Annotated in this window: 26 protein-coding genes and 1 riboswitch; of the genes, 15 read left to right on the top strand and 11 right to left on the bottom strand. The window is 70.1% G+C overall.

Annotation, left to right across the window (positions count from 1 at the left end; translation table 11 throughout):
• Nucleotides 1-37: 37 nt before the first annotated feature.
• The 3 genes from rho to OG574_RS40395 all read left to right on the top strand — a co-directional run bounded on the left by rho (nucleotide 38) and on the right by OG574_RS40395 (nucleotide 2,353).
• Nucleotides 38-1,198, top strand: a complete 1,161-nt coding sequence (gene rho, locus OG574_RS40405) for a transcription termination factor Rho (RefSeq protein ID WP_326777223.1) — start codon at nucleotides 38-40, stop codon at nucleotides 1,196-1,198.
• 63 nt (nucleotides 1,199-1,261) lie between these two features.
• On the top strand, nucleotides 1,262-1,750 hold the full coding sequence (locus OG574_RS40400; RefSeq protein ID WP_100597287.1) for a GNAT family N-acetyltransferase: 489 nt from the start codon (nucleotides 1,262-1,264) through the stop codon (nucleotides 1,748-1,750).
• Between the two features lie 48 nt (nucleotides 1,751-1,798).
• Nucleotides 1,799-2,353, top strand: coding sequence for an inorganic diphosphatase (locus OG574_RS40395; RefSeq protein WP_326777222.1), 555 nt, complete (start codon nucleotides 1,799-1,801; stop codon nucleotides 2,351-2,353).
• 61 nt (nucleotides 2,354-2,414) lie between these two features.
• Here the strand turns inward: OG574_RS40395 and OG574_RS40390 are convergent, their stop codons facing one another.
• Both OG574_RS40390 and OG574_RS40385 read right to left on the bottom strand, forming a co-directional pair.
• Nucleotides 2,415-3,587 carry an RNA-guided endonuclease InsQ/TnpB family protein gene (locus OG574_RS40390; RefSeq protein WP_326777221.1) on the bottom strand — a complete coding sequence of 391 codons (1,173 nt, stop codon included), beginning with the start codon at nucleotides 3,585-3,587 and terminating at the stop codon, nucleotides 2,415-2,417.
• Nucleotides 3,588-3,866: 279 nt separating this feature from the next.
• A complete protein-coding gene (locus OG574_RS40385; protein ID WP_100597286.1) occupies nucleotides 3,867-4,229 on the bottom strand; it encodes an ArsR/SmtB family transcription factor in 363 nt (120 codons plus the stop codon).
• 89 nt (nucleotides 4,230-4,318) lie between these two features.
• A riboswitch (cobalamin riboswitch) is annotated at nucleotides 4,319-4,542 on the top strand.
• 29 nt (nucleotides 4,543-4,571) lie between these two features.
• Between OG574_RS40385 and OG574_RS40380 the strand changes: the two genes are divergently transcribed.
• The 8 genes from OG574_RS40380 to OG574_RS40345 all read left to right on the top strand — a co-directional run bounded on the left by OG574_RS40380 (nucleotide 4,572) and on the right by OG574_RS40345 (nucleotide 12,308).
• Complete coding sequence (locus OG574_RS40380; RefSeq protein WP_326777220.1) at nucleotides 4,572-5,666, top strand: HoxN/HupN/NixA family nickel/cobalt transporter; 1,095 nt, start codon at nucleotides 4,572-4,574, stop codon at nucleotides 5,664-5,666.
• 42 nt (nucleotides 5,667-5,708) lie between these two features.
• Nucleotides 5,709-6,422, top strand: coding sequence for a YoaK family protein (locus OG574_RS40375; protein WP_326777219.1), 714 nt, complete (start codon nucleotides 5,709-5,711; stop codon nucleotides 6,420-6,422).
• A gap of 91 nt (nucleotides 6,423-6,513) precedes the next feature.
• Nucleotides 6,514-7,323, top strand: coding sequence for a hypothetical protein (locus OG574_RS40370; protein WP_326777218.1), 810 nt, complete (start codon nucleotides 6,514-6,516; stop codon nucleotides 7,321-7,323).
• 542 nt (nucleotides 7,324-7,865) lie between these two features.
• Nucleotides 7,866-9,578 carry a sensor histidine kinase gene (locus OG574_RS40365; RefSeq protein WP_326777217.1) on the top strand — a complete coding sequence of 571 codons (1,713 nt, stop codon included), beginning with the start codon at nucleotides 7,866-7,868 and terminating at the stop codon, nucleotides 9,576-9,578.
• Nucleotides 9,579-9,696: 118 nt separating this feature from the next.
• Complete coding sequence (locus OG574_RS40360; protein WP_100597281.1) at nucleotides 9,697-10,116, top strand: roadblock/LC7 domain-containing protein; 420 nt, start codon at nucleotides 9,697-9,699, stop codon at nucleotides 10,114-10,116.
• The gene (locus OG574_RS40355; protein ID WP_100597280.1) at nucleotides 10,113-10,472 is read left to right on the top strand and encodes a DUF742 domain-containing protein; all 360 of its coding nucleotides are present in this window, start codon (nucleotides 10,113-10,115) and stop codon (nucleotides 10,470-10,472) included. Before OG574_RS40360 ends, OG574_RS40355 begins: the two co-directional genes overlap by 4 nt.
• Nucleotides 10,453-11,067: a GTP-binding protein gene (locus OG574_RS40350; protein WP_100597279.1), complete on the top strand. Its 615-nt coding sequence runs from the start codon at nucleotides 10,453-10,455 to the stop codon at nucleotides 11,065-11,067. Before OG574_RS40355 ends, OG574_RS40350 begins: the two co-directional genes overlap by 20 nt.
• Nucleotides 11,064-12,308, top strand: coding sequence for a cytochrome P450 (locus OG574_RS40345; protein WP_326777216.1), 1,245 nt, complete (start codon nucleotides 11,064-11,066; stop codon nucleotides 12,306-12,308). The genes OG574_RS40350 and OG574_RS40345 overlap by 4 nt, the downstream gene beginning before the upstream one ends.
• A 56-nt stretch (nucleotides 12,309-12,364) precedes the next feature.
• Here OG574_RS40345 and OG574_RS40340 read toward each other — a convergent pair whose 3' ends face one another.
• Nucleotides 12,365-13,588: a cytochrome P450 gene (locus OG574_RS40340; protein WP_326777215.1), complete on the bottom strand. Its 1,224-nt coding sequence runs from the start codon at nucleotides 13,586-13,588 to the stop codon at nucleotides 12,365-12,367.
• Nucleotides 13,589-13,701: 113 nt separating this feature from the next.
• Nucleotides 13,702-14,583: an MBL fold metallo-hydrolase gene (locus OG574_RS40335; RefSeq protein WP_326777214.1), complete on the bottom strand. Its 882-nt coding sequence runs from the start codon at nucleotides 14,581-14,583 to the stop codon at nucleotides 13,702-13,704.
• Nucleotides 14,584-14,988: 405 nt separating this feature from the next.
• Between OG574_RS40335 and OG574_RS40330 the strand changes: the two genes are divergently transcribed.
• Together OG574_RS40330 and OG574_RS40325 are read left to right on the top strand one after the other, a co-directional pair.
• Nucleotides 14,989-15,498, top strand: a complete 510-nt coding sequence (locus OG574_RS40330; RefSeq protein ID WP_326772804.1) for a transglycosylase SLT domain-containing protein — start codon at nucleotides 14,989-14,991, stop codon at nucleotides 15,496-15,498.
• Between the two features lie 73 nt (nucleotides 15,499-15,571).
• A complete protein-coding gene (locus OG574_RS40325) occupies nucleotides 15,572-16,705 on the top strand; it encodes an LCP family protein (RefSeq protein ID WP_326777213.1) in 1,134 nt (377 codons plus the stop codon).
• A 5-nt stretch (nucleotides 16,706-16,710) separates the two neighbouring features.
• Here OG574_RS40325 and OG574_RS40320 read toward each other — a convergent pair whose 3' ends face one another.
• Complete coding sequence (locus tag OG574_RS40320; RefSeq protein WP_326777212.1) at nucleotides 16,711-17,157, bottom strand: hypothetical protein; 447 nt, start codon at nucleotides 17,155-17,157, stop codon at nucleotides 16,711-16,713.
• A 105-nt stretch (nucleotides 17,158-17,262) separates the two neighbouring features.
• On the opposite strand from OG574_RS40320, the gene OG574_RS40315 reads away from it, so the two are divergent.
• Both OG574_RS40315 and OG574_RS40310 read left to right on the top strand, forming a co-directional pair.
• A complete protein-coding gene (locus OG574_RS40315) occupies nucleotides 17,263-18,324 on the top strand; it encodes a right-handed parallel beta-helix repeat-containing protein (protein WP_326777211.1) in 1,062 nt (353 codons plus the stop codon).
• A 52-nt stretch (nucleotides 18,325-18,376) separates the two neighbouring features.
• Nucleotides 18,377-19,405 (top strand): methyltransferase, encoded by a 1,029-nt coding sequence (locus OG574_RS40310; protein ID WP_326777210.1) that lies wholly within the window; start codon nucleotides 18,377-18,379, stop codon nucleotides 19,403-19,405.
• A gap of 88 nt (nucleotides 19,406-19,493) precedes the next feature.
• On the opposite strand, the gene OG574_RS40305 is transcribed toward OG574_RS40310, so the two are convergent.
• From OG574_RS40305 to OG574_RS40280, 6 genes are read right to left on the bottom strand one after another with little or no spacing between them, the layout of a single operon-like run.
• Nucleotides 19,494-19,826, bottom strand: a complete 333-nt coding sequence (locus OG574_RS40305) for a TcmI family type II polyketide cyclase (RefSeq protein WP_100598572.1) — start codon at nucleotides 19,824-19,826, stop codon at nucleotides 19,494-19,496.
• Between the two features lie 24 nt (nucleotides 19,827-19,850).
• Complete coding sequence (locus tag OG574_RS40300; protein WP_326777209.1) at nucleotides 19,851-20,327, bottom strand: SRPBCC family protein; 477 nt, start codon at nucleotides 20,325-20,327, stop codon at nucleotides 19,851-19,853.
• A 1-nt stretch (nucleotide 20,328) separates the two neighbouring features.
• Nucleotides 20,329-20,589 (bottom strand): acyl carrier protein, encoded by a 261-nt coding sequence (locus OG574_RS40295; RefSeq protein WP_100598570.1) that lies wholly within the window; start codon nucleotides 20,587-20,589, stop codon nucleotides 20,329-20,331.
• 27 nt (nucleotides 20,590-20,616) lie between these two features.
• Nucleotides 20,617-21,864 (bottom strand): ketosynthase chain-length factor, encoded by a 1,248-nt coding sequence (locus OG574_RS40290; protein WP_326777208.1) that lies wholly within the window; start codon nucleotides 21,862-21,864, stop codon nucleotides 20,617-20,619.
• Nucleotides 21,861-23,129, bottom strand: a complete 1,269-nt coding sequence (locus tag OG574_RS40285; protein ID WP_100598568.1) for a beta-ketoacyl-[acyl-carrier-protein] synthase family protein — start codon at nucleotides 23,127-23,129, stop codon at nucleotides 21,861-21,863. The genes OG574_RS40290 and OG574_RS40285 overlap by 4 nt, the downstream gene beginning before the upstream one ends.
• Nucleotides 23,126-23,605, bottom strand: a complete 480-nt coding sequence (locus OG574_RS40280; protein ID WP_326777207.1) for a cupin domain-containing protein — start codon at nucleotides 23,603-23,605, stop codon at nucleotides 23,126-23,128. Before OG574_RS40280 ends, OG574_RS40285 begins: the two co-directional genes overlap by 4 nt.
• Nucleotides 23,606-23,621 lie beyond the last annotated feature (16 nt).

The raw sequence follows: 23,621 nt of genomic DNA, 5'->3' as shown, positions 1-23,621 counted from the left end.
TGCTCTCGTACGAACGTCCTCGAAAGGACCGATTCCGATGACCACCACACTCGAACCCCCCACCACCACAAAGGCGTTCACGACGCAGCCGAAGGAGGTCGCGGTCCAGGCCGCGGGCGTCCTCGACACCTCGGGCAACGGGCCCGGGTTCCTGCGCCTCGCCGACCTCCTGCCGACGTCGCACGACGTCCAGGTTCCGACCGCCCTGATCCGCCGACTCGGCCTGCGCAAGGGCGACTTGATCCAGGGGACGTGCGGCAGGCTGCGTGTCCTCGCCGCGGTCGAGCGCGTCAACGGGCGCCCCGTCCAGGAGCTGCGCGGGCGGCCCGAGTTCGGTGAGCTCACTCCCCTGCACCCGCGGCAGCGCCTGCGTCTCGAAACCGCGAAGGGCGGCGTGACGCCCCGCGTCGTCGACCTGTTCACCCCCATCGGCAAGGGGCAGCGCGGGCTGATCGTGGCGCCGCCCAAGACCGGCAAGACGGTGCTGCTCCAGCAGCTCGCCGCGTCCGTCGCCACGAACCACCCCGAGGCCCATCTGATGGTGGTGCTCCTCGACGAACGGCCGGAGGAGGTCACCGACATGCGGCGCTCGGTGCGCGGCGAGGTCTTCGCCTCGACCTTCGACCAGCCCGCGAAGGCGCATATCGCGCTGGCCGAACTCGCCGTCGAGCGCGCCAAGCGGCTCGTCGAGGACGGCCGTGACGTCGTCATCCTCCTGGACTCCCTGACGCGCCTGTGCCGCGCCCACAACAACACGGCCTCGTCCGGCGGCCGTACGCTCAGCGGCGGTGTCGACGCCTCCGCGCTGATCGGCCCCAAGCGGTTCTTCGGCTCGGCGAGGCTCGCCGAGGAGGGCGGCTCGCTCACCATCCTCGCCACCGCGCTCGTCGACACCGGCTCCCGCGCCGACGACTACTTCTTCGAGGAGCTCAAGAGCACGGGCAACATGGAGATCCGTCTCGACCGCAGCCTCGCCGAGCGCCGGATCCACCCCGCCGTCGACCTCACCCAGTCCGGCACCCGTCGCGAGGAACTCCTCCTGCCTGAGGCCGAGTTGGCGGTCGTGCGCGGTCTGCGGCGGGCACTTCAGTCGCGGGACGGACACGCGGGGCTCGAGACGCTCGTCGAGCGGATCCGGCAGACACCGGACAACGCGACGTTCCTGCGGCAGGTGCAGTCCACCGTTCCCACCGCGTGAGACGGCGGCCGGCGTGCACCTCCCCGGGTCGATCGGCGCGACAGGATGCGTAATACTCTCACTATGACTTCGAGCATTACCACCGCGGGAAGCACGGGGAACGGCGGGACGGTCCGGGTGCGCCGGGCGACCGCCCGTGACGCCAAGCGGCTGACCCGGCTCGTCCGCACGTCGCGCGCCTACGAGGCCCCGTACGCGTCGATGGTGGCCGGCTACCGGGTGGGGCCCGACTACATCGAGGCCCATCGCGTCTTCGTCGCGGTCGGCGCCGATGACCTGGTGCTCGGTTTCTACGCGCTCACGCTGGTGCCTCCGGAGCTCGACCTGATGTTCGTCGCCGACGCGGCGCAGGGACTCGGCATCGGCCGGCTGCTCGTCAGCCATATGAAGGACGAGGCGCGCGCGGCGGGACTCACCTCGGTCCGCGTGGTCTCGCACCCGCCCGCCGAGGGCTTCTACCGCAGCGTGGGGGCCGTACCCACCGGCACGGCCGCCGCCAACCCGCCGGCCGTGATGTGGGACAGGCCCGAATTGGAGTTCCCGATAGGCTGACGCGCCCGCACTCCCGGGAGGACACTCGGGGTGGACGAGGAGGCCGGCTTGGACAACGAGGTCCGACACACCGACGCAGCCCACGGCACCGACGCGGTCCACGCGTTCGACGTCACCGTGGAGATCCCCCAAGGCTCCCGCAACAAGTACGAGATGGACCATTCCGTCGGCCGGATCAGGCTCGACCGGATGCTGTTCACCTCCACCCAGTACCCCGCGGACTACGGATACATCGAGGACACGCTCGGGCGCGACGGCGATCCGCTCGACGCGCTCGTCCTGGTGGGCGATCCGACGTTCCCCGGCTGCACCGTCGAGTGCCGCGCGATCGGCATGTTCGTGATGCGGGACGAGAAGGGCATGGACGAGAAGGTCCTGTGCGTGCCCGCGCACGATCCGCGCCATACCTCCGTGCAGGACATCGAGGACATCCCCGAGTTCGACCGCCTGGAGATCACGCACTTCTTCGAGGTCTACAAGGACCTGGAGCCCGGCAAGTCCGCCGAGGGCTCGCACTGGGAGGGGCGCGACCTCACGTACGCGGAGATCGCCGCCGCGCGCCGCCGGGCCAACGGCCAACGGGAGTCAACTGCCCGGTCATGAAACGACCGGGCTTGCTGCTCGAGTCATCACTGGCTGTGATGGGTTCGGCTGCGTCCAGGACTCACGCTATGAGGGTGAGTTCGGGGGCCGTTGACTGAGCCCCGCAGACCCACACGTACCACCCGCGGTGGGCGATGTTGTGGGACGCGTTGTAGTCCGCGTGCTCAACGAAGCCGCAGGACCTGCACGCGAACCGGGCCTGGGAGGGCCGGTTGCCGCGTGCGGTGTGATGGCACTGGGAGCATTCCTGGCTGGTGTATGCCGGATCGACGTAGACGACCGGCACCCCGGCCCGCTTCGCCTTGTAGCCGATGAACGAGCCGAGCTGGGCGAAGGGCCAGGAGTGGAGCGTGGTGCGTTGGGGCTTTCTCAGCCGTGCCCGCTCGCGGATGCCCGTGAGTGTCTCCAGGGCGATCCCGCGACCGGTGCGTTCAGCCTCCGCCACGATCCGCTTGCTGATCTTGTGGTTGATGTCCTTGGCGCGCCGGGCTTCCTTGCCCGCATGCCTCTTCGCCCGCCGCTTGGCGGACTTGGTGTGCTTCTTCTGCAGCTTGGAACGCAGCTTGCGATCCCGTTCCCGCTTGCGGTTGACGCGGCGACCGCAGTGTCGGGCCCCGTCGGAGGTGACCGCGATGTTCACGATCCCCAGGTCCACCCCGAGGAACCCGACCGGGTGGGCGTTCGTGGCGGCTTCGGCGATCTCGCAGGTCGCGATCAAGAACCACTTCCCGCCCTGGCACACCAGGTCGGACTCACCCTGGCGGTGCGCAGCCAGGACCTCCAGCTGCCCGGCCTGCCCGGTGAACGCCACGCCCTTCAGCCGGCCCGCCATGGACCAGATCGATACCGTGCGTGCCTGGTGCTGCCAGGACAGCATCCGGTCGTCGTAAGGCTGCGCCGCCTGGGGCCGGAAGACGACTGGCTTGCCCGAGGCGCGAGTGTGCCGCTTGGTCCCGGGCCGCCCGTAACGACCGTTGCGCAGGTTCGCCTTCAAGGTGGTGTAGGCATCGCAGGTCTTCTTGATGGCGTGCTGGGCGGCCTGCGCGCCCAGTTGCCACCTGGCCCGGATCTCGGCGTAGGTGTGCTTGCGGAGCTCCAGTGGACGTCGCGCGTTCTCCTCGAATGCAACCTCGGCCGCCCAGGTCGCCGCTTGGTTGCAGGCGTGCAGGGTGGCCTCAAGTGCCGCCGCCTGTACGGGCGTCGGCAGCAGCTTCACCCGCACCACCAGCTTCACGATCAGCGAACCTATACACCTGGACGAAGCCCCACCACACGTTCGCCCCACCTCACCCGAGCGAGCGAAACCTGCCCCGCCCCTGCCCGCGCACACCGCCGTAGCCCGGCTCCGCCGGAACGCCCCCGGCCGCTCCGCGGCCGTGATGGCCTGCGGCACGTCACGGCGACGCTCCGCGTCGCACCCCGTGGATGCGATTCCTCCCGGGCGCGAACGACCGGGGTTCCTCGCAAGAACCCGCTGAAGGACAGAGCAGCCGGCCACGACGGCGCGCACGTGTCAGTGCGCGCCGTCCGTCGCGCAGTGCTCGAGAAGGTCCGCGGTCGCCGCGTCGACGACGCGGTAACGCACGATCCTGCCCTCCTTCTCCCCCTCGACCACTCCGGCCGCGCGCAGCAGCCGCAGCGCCTGCGAGACCGCCGGGTCGTTCATGCCCGTCGCGACGGCGAGATCCGACACGGCCAGCGGCCCCGCCCGGTACAGCGCGAGGAGCAGCGCGAGGCGGCGGGGATCGGCGAGCAGGGAGAACCGGTCGGCCCAGGCGCGGACATGTCCTGGCTCACCGATGGCGGCGATGGCTTCGCAGACCCGGTGGCCGTCGATCGTGCGGCGGTCGGCGCGCTCGGCAGGGACGAGATGCATGGCCCTATCCTCGCAGCCACCGATGTGATCTTGAATACCCGCGCACACCTACGCAGCTGTGCAGCCTTGCAGGCGTCGCCGACCGGCCTCTACTGTGGGCGGGCCGTGGTGCTCGGGAATTCGGTGACGGTCCCTCAAAGGACTCAGACCGAAGCGGCCCTCGCCACTGTGATCGGGCCCCGGGTCCCTCGGCAACGAGACGACTCGGGACGCCTTGCCCCACTACGCCACTGGCTGCCGCGCGCAGCTGGGAAGGCAGGGGCGGACGCGGACACCCGTCAGCCAGGAGACCGGCCACGGCATCTCACGAAGTGATTCCACGAGGTGTTGGAGCGTGACCGCATGGCCCTGCCCGTAAAGTCCCCGGCGACCGGACGCGACGCGTTCCACTGGCGGCGCGAGGACACCGTCCGCACCGCCGGGCTCCTCGCGGTGATCGCCGCACTCCATGTCGTCGCGTTCGGCGTGCTGTTCCTGCTCGTCGTGCCGGAGCACTACGAGGTGGGGTCGAAGGCCTTCGGCATCGGCCTCGGCGTCACCGCGTACACCCTGGGGATGCGGCACGCGTTCGACGCGGACCACATCGCCGCGATCGACAACACCACCCGCAAACTGATGGCCGACGGCAAGCGCCCGGTGTCGGTGGGGTTCTGGTTCGCGCTCGGCCACTCCAGCGTCGTGGTCGTGCTCGCCGCGCTGATCGCCGGAGGCACCCAGCTCGCCGGGCGGATCATGAACGAGGGGTCCGCCACCCATCAGACGCTCGGCGTCATGGGCACCACCATCTCCGGGTCCTTCCTCTACCTCATCGCGGCGCTCAACCTCGTCGCCCTGGTGGGGATCCTGCGGGTGTTCCGGGCGATGCGCGCGGGCTCGTACGACGAGGCGGAGCTCGAACAGCACCTGGATTCACGGGGGTTCATGAACCGGGTCCTCGGCCGGTTCACCAAGTCCATCACCCGCCCGGGCCAGATGTACCCGCTCGGCTTCCTCTTCGGCCTCGGCTTCGACACGGCGACCGAGGTCACGCTGATGGTGATGGCGGGCAGCGGCGCGGCGGCCGGACTGCCCTGGTACGCGATCCTGTGCCTGCCGCTCCTGTTCGCCGCCGGTATGAGCCTGTTCGACACCCTGGACGGGACGTTCATGAACTTCGCGTACCAGTGGGCGTTCTCGAACCCGGTGCGCAAGGTGTTCTACAACCTGGCCATCACCGGCCTGTCGATCGCCGTCGCGTTCCTGATCGGCACCATCGAGCTCGTGGGCGTCCTGCACGACAAGCTCGACCTGCGGGACTCGGTGACCGGCTGGATAGCGGGGCTCGACCTGGACAACGTCGGGTTCATCATCGTGGGCCTGTTCGTCGTCGTCTGGGCGGCCGCCATCGGGTACTGGCGGCTGGCGAAGGTCGAGCAACGGTGGGCCGTGCGGACCTGATCCGGCGGGCCGCCGGGGCCGGGACTCCGTAAGGTCGTGCGGGTGAGTGAAGCCAGCGTTCCACCCGCGGCGCCCGCGTCCGCGCCGCGCAGGTCCACCCTCCCCGCGGCCCTCACGGTCCTCACGGTCGTGAGCGGCTTCGTCGACGCGGTCAGCTATCTGGGCCTCGGCCACGTCTTCGCGGCGAACATGACCGGCAATGTCGTCGTCATCGGCTTCGCCGCCGCGGGCGCTCCCGGGTTCTCCGTGCTCGGGTCGCTCACCTCCCTCGGCGCGTTCCTCGCGGGGGCCGTGTGCGCCGGGCGGCTCACCGGGGTGTTCGCCGGGCGGGCACGGGAGACCTGGGTGCGGTCGGTGTTCGTCACCGAGGCGGTCCTGCTCGCCGTGGCGACGGCCGTCGCGTTCGCCTGGCCGGGCGCGGCCACGTGCGCGCTCATCGCGGTCCTCGCATGGGCCATGGGGCTGCGCAACGCGACGGTCCGCAAACTCGCGGTCCCGGACATGACCACGACGGTCCTCACGATGACGCTGACCGGGCTCGCCTCGGAGTCCTCGCTCGCGGGCGGCACCGACCCGCGGGCGGGGCGCCGGATCGTCTCCCTGGTGGCCATGCTGGTGGGCGCCGCGCTCGGCGCGCTGCTCGTGCTGCACCACGGCCTCGGCTGGCCGCTTCTCGTCGGCACCCTGCTCGTGGCGGCCGCCGCGGTCGGATATCGCGAACCGGCCGCCGACGGGGACGACCTCCGATCGGCCTAGTCCTGCGGGCGCCGCCCGCCCGGGCTCACTAGCGTCCTGACCAGGACCGCAGCTCCCCCTGCCGCTGCGGCACAGGGACCGGAGACGCCTCATGTTCTGCCCCATAGCCACCGTCATCACGACAACCGCCTGCCTGACCGCGCTCGCGCCCGGGTCCGTCAGCGCACACGAGCCCGTCACAGCGCCCGCCTCGGTGACCGCACCCGGCGAGGTCGGCCGGACCGACTCGGTGGGCCGGACCGACCTCTTGAGCCGCGCCGACTCGGACGACGGGACCCGCGACCAAGGATCGTCGGACGGGACCCGCGACCAGGGCTCGTCGGACGGGACCCGCGACCAGGGCTCGTACGACGGGACCCGCGATCAAGGCTTGCCGGACGGGACACGCGACCAAGGCTTGCCGGACGGGACCCGCGACCGGGGCTCGTCGAACGGGACGCGCGACCGGGGCTCGTCGAACGGCGACTCCTACGCGGAGGCGCGCCTCTCGCCGTCCACGGTGGGGGCCGCGTCCTCGGTCGAGATCACGGTCTCCTGCCGCGGCGGCGGGCGGAGCTCCATCACGGCTCGCTCCCAGGCCTTCGCCGCCGGCTCCGTCACGCTCCCCCAGCTGGGCGGCGGGATCGGGCAGGACGGCCGCACGCAGTACCGGGGCACGGCACGCCTCGCCGGCGAGGTCGGAACCAGCTCGCAGGTGAACGTGCAAGGCGCATGCCCCGACGGCAGGCAGTGGAGCACCCCGATGAACGTGGCGCGCGACGGCTACCGCGGCGCGCGCGCCGGAGTCGGCAGCACCGCGGGCGGCGGCGTGGACCTGGGCCGGATCGGCTTCGGCGCGGCGCTCGCGGGCGGGGCCGGCTACCTGTTGTGGCGCAGGACGCGTGCCCCGCGCGAGGACTGACCGGTCCATCCGCCAACCGTCACGTTCGAGGCAAGTGCGCCGTAGGTCCGTTCCACCCCCGACCAACCGCGCGTTGCCGACAATCGCCTTCATTGCGGCCGGCCGAACGGCACTCGCCCCGGCTCCACATCGATGACGCGTCACTGCGAATCCGGCCGGGGTTGGCTGAAAACAGCCCCTGACAGTAACGCGGGAGACGCACAGGAGGGCCGTTCACCGGCTCGCGCGCCGGTGAACGCGGTCCGGCCCGAGTCCACTCGCGCCGGGCGGCGCCCAACACCCATACACCTGTCCCCATTTGACGCTCCCTCTGCGGCGAAATCTGTTACCACGGTCCCCTGACAGGCTGGCGACTTCGCGACGAACTTCGCCGCCGGGCGCTCTGCGCCCATTGTCCCGGTTCTCTCACCGCGCGCGGTGGCTAGCATGAGCGCCATATACGTGCCGGAAGATCACCGTCCTGTTGGTGGGACCGGCCGTGCGGCCGACCCGAGCCGATCGGCCACGACCTTCCCGCACGCAAGCACCGATGGGACCGCGGAATGCCAGTGCCTGCCCGCCCGACGCCGCGCCGAACACCCACGTCGCGACGCTCCACGCTCGCCGTCCCCCTCGCCGTCCTCGTGGTGGCCGGAGCGGCCGTCGGCGCGGTGACCGCCGCGGCGCCGCAGGCCTCCCGTACCTGGGTGCTCGTCGCGCTCCTGATCAGCTGGCTCTGCGTCGCCGCCTCCCTCATCACGGCCGCCCTGCTCCAGCAGCGGGCCCGTGCTGCCGTGGACACCGCGCAGGGCGAATCGCTGGCGTTCCAGCAGCAGTTGACGCAGCGTGGGGCCGAGGCCGCCCATCTCGTGAACGTCACGCTCCCCTCCGTGTCGAAGCGGCTGCGGGACGGCGCGGGTGCCGAGGAGGCGCTCGCAGCCACCGCGCCGCCCGCCGATCCCCAACTGCACCTGGTGCTCAAGGCGTTCACCGCCGAACTGGACGACGCCGTACGGCGCGAGGCTTCCGCCGTCGCCACCGGACAGGACGCGGCCCACCGGATCGCCCGGACCGACCGCGACCTGGACGAGCTGACCACGGCGACCCTGCCGGCCGCCGTCGTGGCGCTGCGCGAGGGCTCCACCGCCGCCGCGGTCCTGTCGGGCCTCGGCCTACCCGACAACGCGCACCTGCGCACCCTGGCCGAGTCCCTCGTACGGGAACTCGCCACCAGCGAGCGGCGGGCCGCCGCAGCACAGGCCGCCAGTGCCAAAGCGCTCAGCCGAGTGCAGGCCAAGTCGGTCAGCATGCTCGCCGATCTGCGCGAGATGCAGGACCGGCACGGCGAGGAGGTCTTCGGCGATCTGCTCAGGCTCGACCACAACACATCCCAACTCGGCCTGCTCACCGACCGGCTGGCCCTCCTCATGGGCGGCCGCGCCAGCCGCGCGTGGAACAAGCCGATCGTCATGGAGAGCATCCTGCGCGGCGCGGTCGGCCGGATCGCCGCCTACCAGCGGGTCAGGCTCCACTGCGCCACGAACGCCGCGATCGCCGGGTTCGCCGCCGAGGGCGTCATGCACCTCCTCGCCGAACTGATGGACAACGCGGCGAACTTCTCGCCGCCCATCGACGAGGTTCACGTCTACGTCGAGGAACGCAGCGCCGGGATCGTCGTGACGATCGAGGACAGCGGCCTGAAGATGGCCGACGCGGCCATGCGCCGGGCCGAGGCCGCGGTGTCGGGCCGCGAGACGGACCTGGCCTCGCTCCAGGGCACCCGGCTCGGCCTCGCCGTGGTGGGCCGCCTCGCCGCCAAGTACCGGATGAGCGTGAACTTCCGGCCGTCGTCGCGCGGCGGCACCGGCGTCGTGGTCCTCCTTCCGCCGCAGCTGCTCGCCCAGCAGCGCGACCCCGCCCCGCAGCAGCCCCCGGTCCGCCGCGCCGCAGCCCCCGCCCCCGTGACGGCCCCGGACCCCGCTCCGCAGGCGTCCGACGACACCACGCCCGGGATTCCCGCCCAGGCGGACCCGCCGCCCGCGACGCCGGGCGGCCTGCCCGTACGGGCGCCGGGGCGCACCATGGCCTCGGCAGAACGCGACCGCAAGGACCGCGCGCCCGCCGAAGGGGGCGGGCCCGCAGAGGAATCGGTGCGTGCGCCGCGCAACGCCGGTGCGCAGTTCGGCGCCTTCCACCGCGCGCGGCGTGCCCGCGACGAAACGCCCGGCACGTCGCCCGAGGTGCCCGGCCAGGCCGACGAGCCGCCGGCCGAGTAGCCCGCCCCGCTCCCCGCACGCGCCCGGGCACCGGCGCCCCCATCCCCCGTACGAGAACGTTTGATTGGAGGCACGGGCTGGTGAACCGGTTCGCCGGGCACAACCCGCCCCACACGCCATGCGGACCACTGACAACAGCCTGACCTGGCTCCTGGAGAGCCTGCTGGACCGAACGCCCGGGACGCGCCACGCCCTGGTGCTCTCCCGGGACGGTCTGAAGCTGTGCTGGAGCGAGCATCTGACTCTCGACCAGGCCGACCAGCTCGCGGCCATCTGCTCCGGCATCCAGGCGCTCGCCCAGGGCGCCTCGGTGGAGTTCGGCGACGGGACGGGCGGTGTGCGGCACTCGATGACCGAGTTCCACGGCGGTCTGCTGTTCATCGTCGAGGCGGGCGAGGGCGCGCATCTCGCGGTGATTGCCGAGGACGGCGCCGACCCGGGTGTGGTCGGCCACCAGATGAGCGAGCTGGTCGAGCAGATCGGCGAACACCTGCGGGCCGAGCCACGGACAGGCGACGGCGAGAGCGCGTCCTCATGACGCGCCGGCCCGTCGACACCGGTGACCCGGACCGGCTGTACACGGTCACGGGTGGCCGCAGCCGGGCCGACGACGACACCTTCGACCTGGTCACCCTGGTCGTCGCCGAGTGCGAGCCCACGCCGGGGATGCAGTCGGAACACGTCCGCATCCTCGACCTGTGTCGGCATCCGGCGGCCGTGGTCGAGATCGCCGCCGAGATGAACCTGCCGATCACGGTGGTCCGGATCCTGCTCGGCGATCTCCTCGCGACGGGCCGTATCACCGCCCGGCATCCACGCGCGGCGCGGTCCGTCGCCTCGCTCCCCGACTCCGCCCTTCTCAAGGAGGTGCTGCATGGACTCCGCAACCTCTGAGCTGCCCTCCCGTACGCCGCTTGCCGACGTCGCCGAGACCGGGCTCAAGATCGTCATCGTGGGCGGGTTCGGCGTCGGCAAGACGACCCTCGTCCGGTCCGTCAGCGAGATCCGGCCGCTGAACACCGAAGAGGTCATGACCCAGGCGGGCGTCGGCGTCGACGAGCCGGCCGGGGTCGCCTCGAAGACCACGACGACCGTGGCGTTCGACTTCGGGCGCATCAGCCTCACCGAGCGGATGGTGCTCTATCTGTTCGGCGCCCCCGGGCAGGAGCGCTTCTGGTTCCTGTGGGACCGGCTGTTCTCGGGGACGCTCGGCGCGGTCGTGCTCGTAGACACGCGGCGGATGAGCGACTCCTGGTACGCCATCGACCGCCTGGAGCACCACAGGACGCCGTTCGTGGTCGCCGTGAACCGGTTCGACGACGACGGGACGCGGTTCTCCCTCGACGAGATCCGCCAGGCGCTCACGCTGCCCGAGCACGTGCCGCTGATCGACTGCGACGCGCGCGTCAGGTCGTCCGGCAAGCACGTCCTGATCACCCTCGTCGACCACCTCTACGAACTGGCCATGGCCCGGGAGAAGACACCATGACCGACGCGACCCCGCCGCCCGGCTGCCCCGCCCACTCCGGCGCGGTGGCCCTCAGCGGCCTGGAGTACCAGCAGACCCCCTCGGAGCTCTACCGGTCGCTGCGCAGGGAGCACGGCGCGATCGCGCCCGTCCTGCTCGACGGGGACATCCCCGCGTGGCTGGTCCTCGGCTATCCCGAGGTCACGTATGTCACCAGCCACGACGAGCTGTTCGCCCGGGACTCGCGGCGCTGGAACCAGTGGGAGCACATCCCGGCCGACTGGCCGCTGATGCCGTTCGTCGGCTATCAGCCGTCGGTCCTGTTCACGGAGGGCGCCGAGCACCAGCGGCGCGCGGGCGTCATCACGGAGGCACTCGAGGCGGTCGACCAGTTCGAACTCGCCCGCGACTGCGAGCGCATCGCCGACCAGCTCATCGACGCGTTCGCCGGCAGCGGCCGGGCCGAGCTGATGGGCGCGTTCGCGCACGCCCTGCCGATGCGGGCGGCGGTGCAGTTCTGCGGGATGCCCGCGGGCAGCACCGACACCGAGCAGCTGGTGGACGATCTGCGGATCTCCCTGGACGCGGCGGAGGGCGACGACCCGGTGGCCGCGTACGGCCGGGTGGGCGCGCGGATCCAGCAACTGGTCAAGGAGAAGCGCGAGTCGCCCGGTCCTGACGTCACGTCACGGATGCTGGCACACCCGGCGGGACTCACCGACGAGGAGGTCGTCCAGGACCTGATCTCCGTCATCGCGGCGGCGCAGCAGCCGACGGCCAACTGGATCTGCAACACGCTGCGTCTGCTGCTGACCGACGAGCGGTTCGCGCTGAACGTCTCCGGCGGGCGGCTCAGCGTCGGTCAGGCACTGAACGAGGTGCTGTGGCTGGACACACCCACGCAGAACTTCATCGGCCGGTGGGCGGTGCGCGACACACAGCTGGGCGGGCGGCAGATCCGGGCGGGCGACTGCCTGGTCCTTGGCCTCGCGGCGGCCAACACCGATCCGCAGATCTGGCCCGAGTCGCAGGTGGGCGCCGAGAACTCGGCGCATCTTTCCTTCAGCAACGGCGAGCACCGCTGCCCGTATCCGGCCCCGCTCCTCGCGGACGTCATCGCCCGCACGGCGGTGGAGACGCTGCTGGAACGGCTCCCCGACCTGGTGCTCGCCGTGGAGCCGCAGGAACTGACCTGGCGCCCGTCGATCTGGATGCGCGGACTGACCGCGCTGCCGGTGCAGTTCACTCCTGTGTCGCACTGAGACCTACGGAGACGACGCGGCCGGGACCGGTCAACCGCCGGTCCCGGCCGTGTGGTTCAGGCCGTGACGGGCGTGAACTGCACCGGCAGGGACTGCGGGCCGCGGGTGAACACCCCTTGTTCCACCGGGTCGAAGCCTTCGGCGAGCCGCAGTTCGGGCATCGCGTCGAGGAGCTGGCCGACGCCGATCTCGACCTCGGCCTTGGCGAGCAGCGCGCCGACGCAGAAGTGCCGGCCGAGCGCGAAGGAGAGATGGTCGGCCGCCGCCGAGAACGCGTTCGTCGCGGTGAGGTCCTCGCGGAAGATGTCGAAGCGGTCGGGCTCCGCGTAGCGGTCCGCGTCGCGGTTGGCGGCGCCGATCAGACAGGTGACGGTCGCTCCCGCGGGGATCGTGCCGCCGCTCACCTCCACGTCGGTCGCCGACTGGCGCATGATCATGTGGACGGGCGGGGTGTAGCGCAGCGTCTCGGCGAAGGCGCGGGCGATCAGCGTGCGGTCCTTGCGGACGGCGTCGAGCTGCTCGGGGTGGGTGAGCAGGTTGGCGAAGATGCTGGCGATGGCCTTGTCGGTGGTCTCGCCGCCGGCCGCGAGGAGCAGGCTGCAGAACGCCTTGATGTCCTCGTCGCTCATGCGGACACCGTCGACCTCGGCGGCGCAGAGCGAGGAGAGCAGGTCGTCGCCGAGGTTGTCCCGGCGCTGCCGGATGATCGGGATCATGTACTCGGCGAACTCGACGCGGGTGCGCTCACCGGCCGCCGCGACGTCCTTGTCCCCGGACAGGTTGCCGAGGAACGCGATGACGGTGGTGTACCAGCCGTGGAACCGCGCGTGGTCCGCCTTGTCGAGGCCCAGCATGTCGGCGATCACGTTGACGGGGAAGCGGGTGGCGTACGCGTCCACGAGGTCTACGGAGCCGGTGGCGCGGAACGTGTCGATCAGTTCGCGGGAGTTGCGCTCGATGACGGGCAGAAACTTCTCCTGGAGGTCGCTGCCGCGGAACGCCGGTGCGACGAGGGCTCGGCGGACCGCGTGCTCACGCCCGCTGAGCTGGAGGATCGTCTTGCCGTGGACGGGCTCGATCTGCCAGTTGTAGTTGTCGGTCGTGAACTGCGACTCCTTGTCCTTGAAGACGCGCTCGACATCGGCGTACCGCGAGATGACGTAACTCTGCGTGGCCTCGTGCCAGATGAGCGGAGAGTGCTCACGCATGGCCGCGTAGGCCGGGTACGGATTCTCGGCGAACTCCGGCGACAGTATGTCGGGGACCTGTGCGGTGGACATGAAGCTCCCTCGGTCAGTAACAGGCAACGCCCACCAGGTTATTGATCATCCGTCGGCAGAGACAGACCCCCTCGGGGATTCCCGGTGATTGCCGGCGTGCTAGGCCTGGTTGCTCAGTCGTCCGAGCGGCAGATGATGAAGTCGGGGAAGACGTGCCGGCCGGGCCGGTCGCCGATTTCCTCGATCGCGCGCCGGATGTCCCGCAGTTGCCCGACTGTCATCTCCAGCGGCGGCTCGTCCGGCTGACAGGTCGTCAGGACTGGGTAGTCGACGCCCCGCTTGCTGCTCATCTCGATGTGGCAGCCCAAGACGTGGGTGACCGTACGGGTGCCCGCGAACTCGACCATGCGGTCGATGGACTCGGTGAACGCCGCCCAGTCCTCGACGTACAGCCGCCCGGGATACACCGTGTCACCGGTGAGCAGAAAGCCGGTGTGCGGGTCGTAGTAGGTGACGGCCGCCGCATGGTGGCCCGGCGTGGCCAGGCACTCCAGCACGCGGCCGCCCAGGTCGACGCGGGCCACTTGACCCGCGTCGTCCGCGAACCCGAAGAACTCCCAGGCGCTGTCACGATCCGCCCCGACGACGCGTGTGTGGGGCCGGTCGGCGAACTGGACGTCTCCCGCGACATGGTCCCCGTGGGCGTGCGTATGCAGGACAAGGAGTTCGTACGTGGCCCTGGGATGCTCGGCCAGCCAGTCCTCGATGAGCTCGTCGACGACCCGGCGCAGGGGAAAGTACTGGGCGGACGCGGTGGCTCCCGTGTCGATGAGTACGGCGCGTGCGTTGCCGAACAGCAGAAACAGGAACGGCGCCTCGTAATGCACGGCCATGTTCTGCCGCAGGACGACCGTGTGCTCGTCATAGGCGTGCACCTGGATGTCCGGGTCGGTGTTGTGCTTCGCCGACACCGATCCATGGATCCAGCGGACACCCAGCGTGTGCGACTCGGGCCCCTCGGTCACGAAGTCGACCTGCCGCGCGGTTCCACCCATGCCGCCTCCTTAAGAGAGTCGCCCTCCGAGGGCATCGTCCTGGTCTCCGAACCGGGCTGAACGCGTGACCTGGGTAACGCGGAGGGGGGCGGGCCTGTGAAGCACCCCATAGGAGCCAGATCACATACTAAAGGCGATAGTGGCTGGTGGGGCCACTCTGGGGTGCATAGAAGCCACCTCATTCGGTCATTTCGGACATTCCTCCGTAGTGGGGTAGTACGTCACATCCTTGCGCCTCCTCTCGGGCATCGCTAACTATGGCTGTCGTCCCGGAGAACGGGTCGGAGCACGAGCGAAGACGCTCGCTCCGGACTCCCGGGACAGGACGCGGATCCCGACTCCGCTCCAGGCGCCACCACAGGCCGGCGCCGCACGGTGTCCCCGAACATGAAGAGGTAATCCCGTATGACCTTCTCCACCCCGATCACCGCTGCCGCCCGCCCCACCACCTTCAAGCGCGCCACCGTCACGGTCCTGGCCGCCGCCGGTCTCGCGGGCGCAGCACTGACCTTCGCCCCGTCGCCCGCGCAGGCCGCCGAGCCCGCCGCGACGCCGAAGGCCGCTCACTCGGTGTCGACCAAGAAGGCCACCGACGGGAACAACGTCGACGGCTGGATCAACGAAGCCCTCAAGGTCATGAAGGCCAAGGGCATCCCCGGCTCCTACGAGGGTCTGAAGCGCAACATCATGCGTGAGTCCTCCGGCAACCCGAACGCCGTGAACGGCTACGACGTGAACGCGGTCAAGGGCACCCCGTCCAAGGGCCTGCTCCAGGTCATCCAGCCGACCTTCGACGCCTACCACGTCGCCGGCACCGCCAAGAGCCTGACGGACCCGGTCGCCAACATCACCGCGGCCGCCAACTACGCCGCCGACCGCTACGGCTCCATCGACAACGTCAACTCCGCGTACTGAGCCGTCATCACCACACGCACACGCCGTAACTGATCCACGGCACATCTCAACCCTCGAACGGAGGGCAGCGCCCATGCCGCACACCAGCGGAGACGAAGGACACGCGCCCTCAGATGCTCTTGAACACCCCGACTACGGGTCCGCGAACCTGCACCGCTCACGTGGCAGGTCACGCAGGAAGCGGCTGCGCGTCATCACGTACACCGCGCTCGGCGCCGTCCTCGTCGGCGGCGGTGGTGTGGCCTACGCATGGTCGCACCTGAACGGGAATCTCAAGGGCACGGACATCAATGCCGTACTGGGCGAGAACCGCCCGGACGCGGGCCACGACGGGGCGATGAACATCCTCCTCCTCGGCTCCGACTCGCGCGCCGGCACACACGGCAAGTATGGCAAGGGCGTCACCGGCGCCCGCTCGGACACGGCGATGGTGCTGCACGTCGACAAGAGCCACAAAATGGCCTCCGTCGTCAGCATCCCCCGCGACACGATGGTCGACCGGCCGCAGTGCGCGAAGCCGTCGGGCGGCACAGCGCCGGGCGAGCACCAGTCGATGTTCAACGCGGCGTACCAAGTGGGCGGTCCCGCCTGCACCGTGAAGACGGTGGAGAAGATGTCGGGCGTCCGCATGGACCACTATCTCGAGGTCGACTTCAAGGGCTTCCAGAAGTTCGTCGACGAGCTCGGTGGTGTCGACATCAGCACCCACCGGGCCATCAAGGACGCCAGCAGTCACCTGTCCCTGAGCGCCGGAAAGCACACCCTCAAGGGTGAACAGGCCCTGGCGCTCGTGCGGACCAGGCACGCCGTCGGCGACGGCAGCGACCTGGGGCGGATCCAGCTCCAGCAGACTTTCATCAAGGCACTGATCCACCGCGCCGAGTCGATCGACGTGGTCGGCAACCCCGCCAGGGCGTACGAGCTCGCCGACACCGCGACCAAGACCGTGAGCGCCGACTCCGGTCTCGCGTCCGCGGACAAACTGCTCGGCCTGGCGAAGGACCTGAAGGGCATCAGCCCCGACCACATGAACATGGTCACGCTGCCGGTCAGCTACGACGCCCAGGACGCCGGCCGCGTCCTGCCGCTGGCGAAGGCGTCCCACCAGGTCTGGCAGGCACTGCGCGACGACCGTCCGATCCCGAAATCCGCGACCGAGAACTCGGTCGCCGCGCGGACCGACTCACCGGTGTCCGCCGGCGCCTGAGGGCGTCACGGCAGGTCGGTGCGGCCCAGCCAGGCCGGTTTCACCGGCACCCCGTCCTCGTACCGGTCCACAGTCGGGCCCGAGGGCGCCTGAACGGCGTCCTCGGGAGGCGCGGCGGTCGGGGCGGCGGTGCCCTCGGGTGTCGGCACAGGGGTCGGCTGCGGCTCGGGCGGCGGCGCGGCACTGTCCTTCACCAGCTCCGCGACCGTGAACCGGGAACTGAAGGACTGCCAGGCACCGTCGATGACGAGCAGGAATCCGTCGGCGGTGCGGAAGATGCGGCTGCGCTTCGGACTGCGGGGATGCTCCGGCGTATAGCGCCCGATCCGCTCCGCCAGCTCCGCGAGGGCCTGTTCCCGCGAGCCCTCCACATGCCCGAGCACGGACGCCTCCATGTGCTTGCGCTCCCCCGTCCCCACCGTCATCTCGACGATCAGCCCCCAAGTGGCCATGTGCCGCCCCCTTTTCCGCTCGTTCGGCTCACCCACAGCGTAGGGCGCTGCCCACCTGGGCGATCAGCGGTGGCGGGCCGGAACACCCGCTCGTAGCTTCGCCATATGACCAAGCGACAGATTGCGTACCTCGCATGCACCGCGGCCGTCGTCGTGTCGGGGGTGGGGGCCGCGGCCCCGTCGGCCGACTGCCGGACGGTGCACCGGGTGAACCCGGGCGAGTCGATCCAGAAAGCCGTGAACACGGCAAAGCCGGGAGACGTCATCGTTCTCTCCCCCGGCACCTACCACGAGAGCGTCAGCATCACCGTGTCCGGACTGACGCTGCGGGGCGCGAGCGCCCGGTCCACCGTCATCGTCCCTGACGCGGCGTCCGCTGCCGGCGCCTGCGCCAAGGCCGGCAACGGCATCTGCGTCACCGGGACCAAGACCAAGCCCGTCGAGCACGTCACCGTGCGCTCGCTGACCCTTCGCGGTTTCAAGAAGAACGGTCTGTTGGCGACCGGGACCGATCGCCTCCGAGTCGAGGGAGTGACCTCCGAGAAGAACGGCCAGTGGGGCATCGCCCAGGAGAGGTCCGTGCGCGGGGTGTTCCGCCACGACACCGTCGAGGCCAACGGCGACGCCGGCCTCTTCCTGGCCAACACGATCGACGCCGAGGAGGGGGCCCCGAACGCCAAGGCGGTGATCAGCAACAACCGTCTGGTCGGCAACCGGATCGGCGTCACCGTGCGGCGGCTGCGGAACGTGGCCGTCGACCACAACGAGGCGACCGGCAACTGCGCCGCGATGATGCTCGTGGGTGACGAGAACAAGCCGCGCCCCGGCGCACTGAAGGTGCGCAACAACTACGTCCACGACAACAACAAGTACTGCGCCGCGACCGCGCGTCTGCCCTACCTCCAGGGGTCGGGCATCGTCCTCACCGGCGTCGAGGACTCGCTGCTGGCGGGGAACAGCGTCGAGGACAACGTGGGCAAGGCCCCGATGTCGGGCGGCATCGTGCTCGCCAAGAACTTCAAGGGTGCCCTCAACCAGCGCAACGAGATCCGCGACAACCTCGTGATGGGCAACGGCTCGGCCGACCTGGCCAGCCAGGACAAGGGCAAGGGCAACAGGTTCCGCGACAACACGTGTGCGGTCTCTGTGCCCGCCGGAATGTGCTGAGGGCCAACGCCATGTCCGCACACACATCACGCCAGCAGAAGCGAGGCAACAGATGACGACCGTTGAAGAGGCCTCCCAGTCACCCATGCGCCTGCGGGAGCTGGTTTTCGGGGCCGCGTGCGCCGCCGCCGTACGCGCGGCCGCCCGCCTGGGTGTCGCCGACGCCCTGGACGACACGCCCATGAGCGCGGAGGACCTGGCGGCTGCGGTGAAGACCCAGCCGTTGACACTGCGCCGGCTGCTGCGCGCACTGTCCAGCCAGGGCGTCTTCACCGAGCTCCCGGACGGCACGTTCGCGCACACGGACATGTCCCGGCTCCTGCGCGAGGACGACCCGCACAGCCTGCGCTACATCGCGCTGTGGTGCACCGAGCCGTGGACCTGGAACGTCTGGCCGAAGCTCGACGAGGCGGTGCGCCACGGCCGCAACGTCTTCGAGGACGTGTACGAAGCTGAGTTCTTCACCTATCTCAACCAGCAGGCCCCCGAGTCGGCGCACGTGTTCAACCGCGCCATGACGACGTCCAGCGAGCAGTCCGCGCGCGACGTCGCCGACCTCCTCGACCTCACGGGCGTGGCCTCGGTCGCGGACATCGGCGGCGGTCACGGGCAGGTCGTGGCCAGCCTGCTGGAGAAGCACCCCGACATGCACGGCACGCTGCTCGACCTGCCGGGGGTGGTCGAGAACGCCGATCCGCGCCTGCGCGACGGCGGTTCGCTGGCCTCGCGGGTGCGCATCGTCGCCGGTGACTGCCGCGAGGACATCCCGGTCCAGGCGGATGTCTACATCATCAAGAACATCCTGGAGTGGGACGACGACAGCACCCGCAGGGCGCTGGCCAACGTCCGCAAGGCGGCGCGGCCCGGTGCCCGCGTCGTCGTCATCGAGAACCTCGTCGACGACACCCCGTCGATGAAGTTCACGACGTCCATGGACCTGCTGCTCCTCCTCAACGTCGGCGGCGCGAAGCACACCCGGCTGAGCATGGTCGAGCGGCTGACGGACGCGGGTCTCGTCCTCGGCGAGGTCCGTCCCGTCAACGCGTATCTGCACGCCTTCGAGTGCACCGTCCCCGCCTGACCGGGACATCGCCTCCGGACACAACCCGAGGCCGCCGGCTCCGCGTCTGACGCGGGACCGGCGGCCTCGGGTTGTGTCGTGCCCTCACTCAGGAGGGGTTGTTACGGTCCCAGTGGTAGAAGCGGTGCGCCATGGCGTCCTTGGGGCTGCGCCATGTCTCGGGGTCGTACGCGCTGACGTACGCCGACAGCTGATCGCTGACACTGCGGAACTCGGGGTGCCCGGCCACCTTCGCGATGACGGGCGCCGGGTCCTCGTCGGACTCGATGAGGTGCAGATACACGTCACCGAACTGGAAGAGGCTGCGTCGGTTGACACCGATCAGGTGCGGGAGCTCACCTCGGTCGGAGGCGGCGAACACGTCGGAGATCGCCGGCGCCGAACCGGGCGCCATGCGGGCGACGATCAGGGCGTGATGCATCGGGTTTCCTTTCCGGGCCGGCGATCAGCGGGGGACGGCGGCGTTCTGGCGGTCATGGGCGACACGCTCGATCCGGTCGCGGATGAGGCCCATCTGCGTGACGGAGTTGCGGTTGATGTTGTCCGTCATCCAGGCGTCGTCGACCGGGGCCTCGGGCTTCATCGCGAAGTCCTGCACCCAGTCCATACGGGTGCCTTCCGGGGTCTCCGTGTAGTCCCACCGGATATCCATGTGCGCGAAGGGACCGGTTTCGACGCGACGGGCACGCACGGACCGCTTGGCGCGGTCGATGGTCCGCTCCGAGACCCAGCTCCACACCTTCCCGTTGTCGTCCGGGTGCATGGTCAGGCGGAAGGTCGTCTTGTCGCCCTCGCGGGAGAGGACTTCGAGGGACGCGTACTCGCTGAAGAGCTGCGGCCAGTTCTCGATGTCGTTGGTGACGTCCCAGACGAGGTCGATGGGAGCGTCGATGGTGATGCTGTTCTCGGTGTGTCCGGACATGTCAGGCTCCAGCCTTGAGGGTGCTGTTGACGAGGTCGAGGAACTCGCGGGGCGTCTTGCAGCGCTCCGAGTCCGGGGGAAGCGGCTGGCCGGACCGGTTCTCGAGCTCGCCCACGATGCCGAGCAGGCCCAGCGAGTCGAGGCCGACGGAGTCGAACGGGGAGTCCGGCGACTGCTTGAGCAGATGAGGGTCCACGGTGACTCCGGCCGCCTTCTTCATCAGGCGGGCCAGTTCGTCGAAGGTCAGTTCTGCGGTGATCATGCGGGTGTTCTCCTTCCCGCCCGGTCGTTACCGGGCGGAGTCGCCACCGCGGCGCACTACCAGCGCCGCGTTGGAGCCCATGAGTCCCCTGCTGAGGACCAGGGCCGTGTGCAGCTCGGCGGGGCGAGCGCGAGACATCACCAGGTCGAGGTCGTGGCAGATGTCGAACACGTTGGGGGTGGGGGGTACGAGGCCGTTCTCCATGGCGAAGACGGCGGACACGACGTCCAGGACGGGCGCCGCGCAGTAGGCCCGGCCCGTACCGGTCTTGGGTGCCGTGACGGGTACACGCCTGCCGTGTGCACCCAGGACGTCGGCGATGGCCAGCGCCTCGGCGCGGTCCGCCGCCGGGACGCCCATGGCGTCGGCGAAGACGACGTCGATCTCCTCGGGGGCGCAGCCCGCCTCGTCGAGGGCGCCCTTGATCGCGCGGGCGAGCCCCTCGCGGGACTCCTCCCACTGGGAGGCGCCGGTGAAGGTGGCCGAGTGGCCGGCCACCACGGCCCGGATGTCCGCCCCCCGCTCGCGGGCACGGGTCTCGTCCTCGACGACGAGCATCGCGCCGCCCTCGGCGGGCGCGAATCCACGGGCTCCCGAGGTGAAGGGCAGGTAGGCCCGGTCGGGGTCCTCGGCGGTGCTGAGCTCGGGGTATCCGAGCTGGCACACCATCGAGTACGGGGCGAGGGGTGCCTCGGCGGATCCGACCACCATGGCGCCGGTGCCGCGCCGTACGGTGCGGGCCGCGTGCGCGATGGCGTCCAGGCCGCCCGCCTCGTCGCTCGCGACCACTCCGCACGGCCCCTTGAAGCCGCTCCAGATCGAGATCTGTCCGGTGCTGGCCGCGTAGAACCAGGCGATGGACTGGTAGGGGCCCACGAACTTGGAGCCCTGGCCCCACAGCTTCTGGAGCTCCCGCTGCCCGAACTCGCCGCCGCCGGAACCGGCCGCGGTGACCACGCCGATGGAGTACGGCTCCGCGGGGTCTCCGCGGCTGAGGCCCGCCTCGTCGAGGGCGAGCGCCGCGGCGGCCATGCCGAAGTGGGTGAACCGGTCCGTCTGGACGAGGAACCGCTCCTCGATGAGGCCCGCGGGATCGAAGCCGCGGACCTCACCCCCGACGCGGAGCGGCAGGTTCTCGCATCCTTCGCGGGTGATCCGGTCCAGGGCGCCGAGGCCCTCCCGGACGGATTTCCAGTACGCCTCGGCGTGCAGTCCGTTGGGCGCGATCACACCGATCCCGGTGATGGCCGCGCCTCGGGCGCGTTCCGTTCTCATCGTGTCCTCCCACCTGTCTCGGTCAGGAGCACCGCGGACTGGAATCCGCCGAATCCGCTGCCGACGGAGAGAACGTTCCGCAGTTTTCGCGGACGTGCGGTGCGCGGTACGTAGTCGAGGTCGCACTCGGGGTCTGGGGTCTCGTAGTTCGCCGTGGGCGGCACCACCTGGTGCTTCATGGCAAGGACGCAGGCGACCACCTCTATCGCGCCGATCGCTCCCAAGGAGTGGCCCACCATGGATTTGATGGAACTCATGGGTGTCTCGTAGGCGTGAGCTCCCAGGGACACCTTGACCGCGGCCGTCTCGTGCCGGTCGTTCTGTCTGGTGCCCGAACCGTGGGCGTTGACGTAGTCGATCAGCGTGGGATCGAGGCGGGCCTGGCCGAGCGCGTTGTCGATCGCCCGGGCCATCTCCAGGCCTTCGCTGGTGAGACCGGTCATGTGGTAGGCGTTGCCGTAGGTGGCGTAGCCACTGAGCTCGCAGTAGATGTGCGCGCCTCGCGCACGGGCGTGCTCGTAGTCCTCCAGGACGAGCACCGCGGCGCCCTCGCCCATCACGAAACCATTGCGCTCGGCGTCGAAGGGGCGGGAGGCGTGCTCGGGATCGTCGTTGTTGGGCGACGTCGCCTTGATGGCGTCGAAGCACGCCATCGTGATCGGGGAGATCGGCGAGTCCGACGCCCCGGCTATGCAGATGTCGGCGCGGCCTTCCTCGATGGTGTGGAAGGCGTAGCCGACCGCATCGAGCCCGGAGGTGCAGCCGGTGGATACCGTCTGCACCGGGCCCTGGGCACCGAACTGTTCGGCGACGACCGAGGCGAGTGTGCTCGGCGAGAACGCCATGTGGAGTTTCGGTTCGGCCGCGCGGTGGTCGACGTCCCACCGCTTCCCGCCCTCGCTGACCCGCACGTAGTCCTGCTCCAGGCGGGTGGTGCCGCCGATGGCGCTGCCGAGCGAGACTCCGATGCGCCAGGGGTCTTCGACTCCGGTGTCGATTCCGGAGTCCTTGACGGCTTCGCCGGCGGCGATGACGGCGAACTGAATGTACCGGTCTGCGTGTTCGACCAGCTCCGGGTCGAGCCCGTGCGCGAGCGGGTCCAGGTCGCATTCGGCGGCGATGCGTGAGCGCAGGCCCACCGGGTCGAAGAGCGTGATGCCGCGGGTCGCGGTACGGCCGTTGGCGAGAAGGTCCCAGAACGCGCTCGCCCCGATACCACCCGGGGCGACTACACCGACACCGGTGACAGCCACCCGCCGGGTCACGTTATGGCCCCACTACGCTCGGACGGCCGTCCGTGTCCTGGCGCCGTCAGGTCCGGGCCACCGGTGATGAACCCGGGTCCGGCTTCGGCGCCCTCGGTCTCCTCCGTGTCGACGTGGCCGAGGCTGGGGCGCGGGGCGAGCGGGCCGAGGTGGAAGACCATACGGGCCTCCACGTCGCCGACGTTGCGGAAGCGATGGCGCATGTTGATCGGGATCAACAGGCCCTGATCCGGGCGGAGTTCATACGTCTCGCCGTCCAGGTCCACCTCGAGGGCGCCGTTGACGACGTAGACGAACTCCTCCGAGTACGGGTGGTAGTGCTCGCCGATGCGCTCGCCGGGCTGGACGAGGGCCAGGCCCATGAAGCCACTGGTGGAGCCGACCGTCGCGGGCGTGAGCATGGCCCGCAGATCACCTCCTCGCCGGCGGTTGGGCTCCGTATCGCTCAGGTCCACGATGCGTGGATTCTTGATCATGGTTGATACCTCCGGG

The sequence above is a fragment of the Streptomyces sp. NBC_01445 genome (genome assembly GCF_035918235.1).
Lineage (GTDB): Bacteria > Actinomycetota > Actinomycetes > Streptomycetales > Streptomycetaceae > Streptomyces.
The sequence above is the reverse complement of the archived record's forward strand: the minus strand, read 5'-3'. Positions and strand labels throughout refer to the sequence as shown.

Bases quoted from the DNA above. Each gene is read 5' to 3' on its own strand.
- OG574_RS40300 (WP_326777209.1), bottom strand. From the start codon at position 20,327: ATGTCCGGACACACCGAGAACAGCATCACCATCGACGCTCCCATCGAC.
- rho (WP_326777223.1), top strand. From the start codon at position 38: ATGACCACCACACTCGAACCCCCCACCACCACAAAGGCGTTCACGACG.
- OG574_RS40335 (WP_326777214.1), bottom strand. From the start codon at position 14,583: ATGGGTGGAACCGCGCGGCAGGTCGACTTCGTGACCGAGGGGCCCGAG.
- OG574_RS40310 (WP_326777210.1), top strand. From the start codon at position 18,377: ATGACGACCGTTGAAGAGGCCTCCCAGTCACCCATGCGCCTGCGGGAG.
- OG574_RS40400 (WP_100597287.1), top strand. From the start codon at position 1,262: ATGACTTCGAGCATTACCACCGCGGGAAGCACGGGGAACGGCGGGACG.
- OG574_RS40330 (WP_326772804.1), top strand. From the start codon at position 14,989: ATGACCTTCTCCACCCCGATCACCGCTGCCGCCCGCCCCACCACCTTC.
- OG574_RS40360 (WP_100597281.1), top strand. From the start codon at position 9,697: ATGCGGACCACTGACAACAGCCTGACCTGGCTCCTGGAGAGCCTGCTG.
- OG574_RS40280 (WP_326777207.1), bottom strand. From the start codon at position 23,605: ATGATCAAGAATCCACGCATCGTGGACCTGAGCGATACGGAGCCCAAC.
- OG574_RS40305 (WP_100598572.1), bottom strand. From the start codon at position 19,826: ATGCATCACGCCCTGATCGTCGCCCGCATGGCGCCCGGTTCGGCGCCG.
- OG574_RS40370 (WP_326777218.1), top strand. From the start codon at position 6,514: ATGTTCTGCCCCATAGCCACCGTCATCACGACAACCGCCTGCCTGACC.
- OG574_RS40295 (WP_100598570.1), bottom strand. From the start codon at position 20,589: ATGATCACCGCAGAACTGACCTTCGACGAACTGGCCCGCCTGATGAAG.
- OG574_RS40355 (WP_100597280.1), top strand. From the start codon at position 10,113: ATGACGCGCCGGCCCGTCGACACCGGTGACCCGGACCGGCTGTACACG.
- OG574_RS40380 (WP_326777220.1), top strand. From the start codon at position 4,572: ATGGCCCTGCCCGTAAAGTCCCCGGCGACCGGACGCGACGCGTTCCAC.
- OG574_RS40290 (WP_326777208.1), bottom strand. From the start codon at position 21,864: ATGAGAACGGAACGCGCCCGAGGCGCGGCCATCACCGGGATCGGTGTG.
- OG574_RS40315 (WP_326777211.1), top strand. From the start codon at position 17,263: ATGACCAAGCGACAGATTGCGTACCTCGCATGCACCGCGGCCGTCGTC.
- OG574_RS40365 (WP_326777217.1), top strand. From the start codon at position 7,866: ATGCCAGTGCCTGCCCGCCCGACGCCGCGCCGAACACCCACGTCGCGA.
- OG574_RS40345 (WP_326777216.1), top strand. From the start codon at position 11,064: ATGACCGACGCGACCCCGCCGCCCGGCTGCCCCGCCCACTCCGGCGCG.
- OG574_RS40320 (WP_326777212.1), bottom strand. From the start codon at position 17,157: ATGGCCACTTGGGGGCTGATCGTCGAGATGACGGTGGGGACGGGGGAG.
- OG574_RS40350 (WP_100597279.1), top strand. From the start codon at position 10,453: ATGGACTCCGCAACCTCTGAGCTGCCCTCCCGTACGCCGCTTGCCGAC.
- OG574_RS40385 (WP_100597286.1), bottom strand. From the start codon at position 4,229: ATGCATCTCGTCCCTGCCGAGCGCGCCGACCGCCGCACGATCGACGGC.
- OG574_RS40340 (WP_326777215.1), bottom strand. From the start codon at position 13,588: ATGTCCACCGCACAGGTCCCCGACATACTGTCGCCGGAGTTCGCCGAG.
- OG574_RS40325 (WP_326777213.1), top strand. From the start codon at position 15,572: ATGCCGCACACCAGCGGAGACGAAGGACACGCGCCCTCAGATGCTCTT.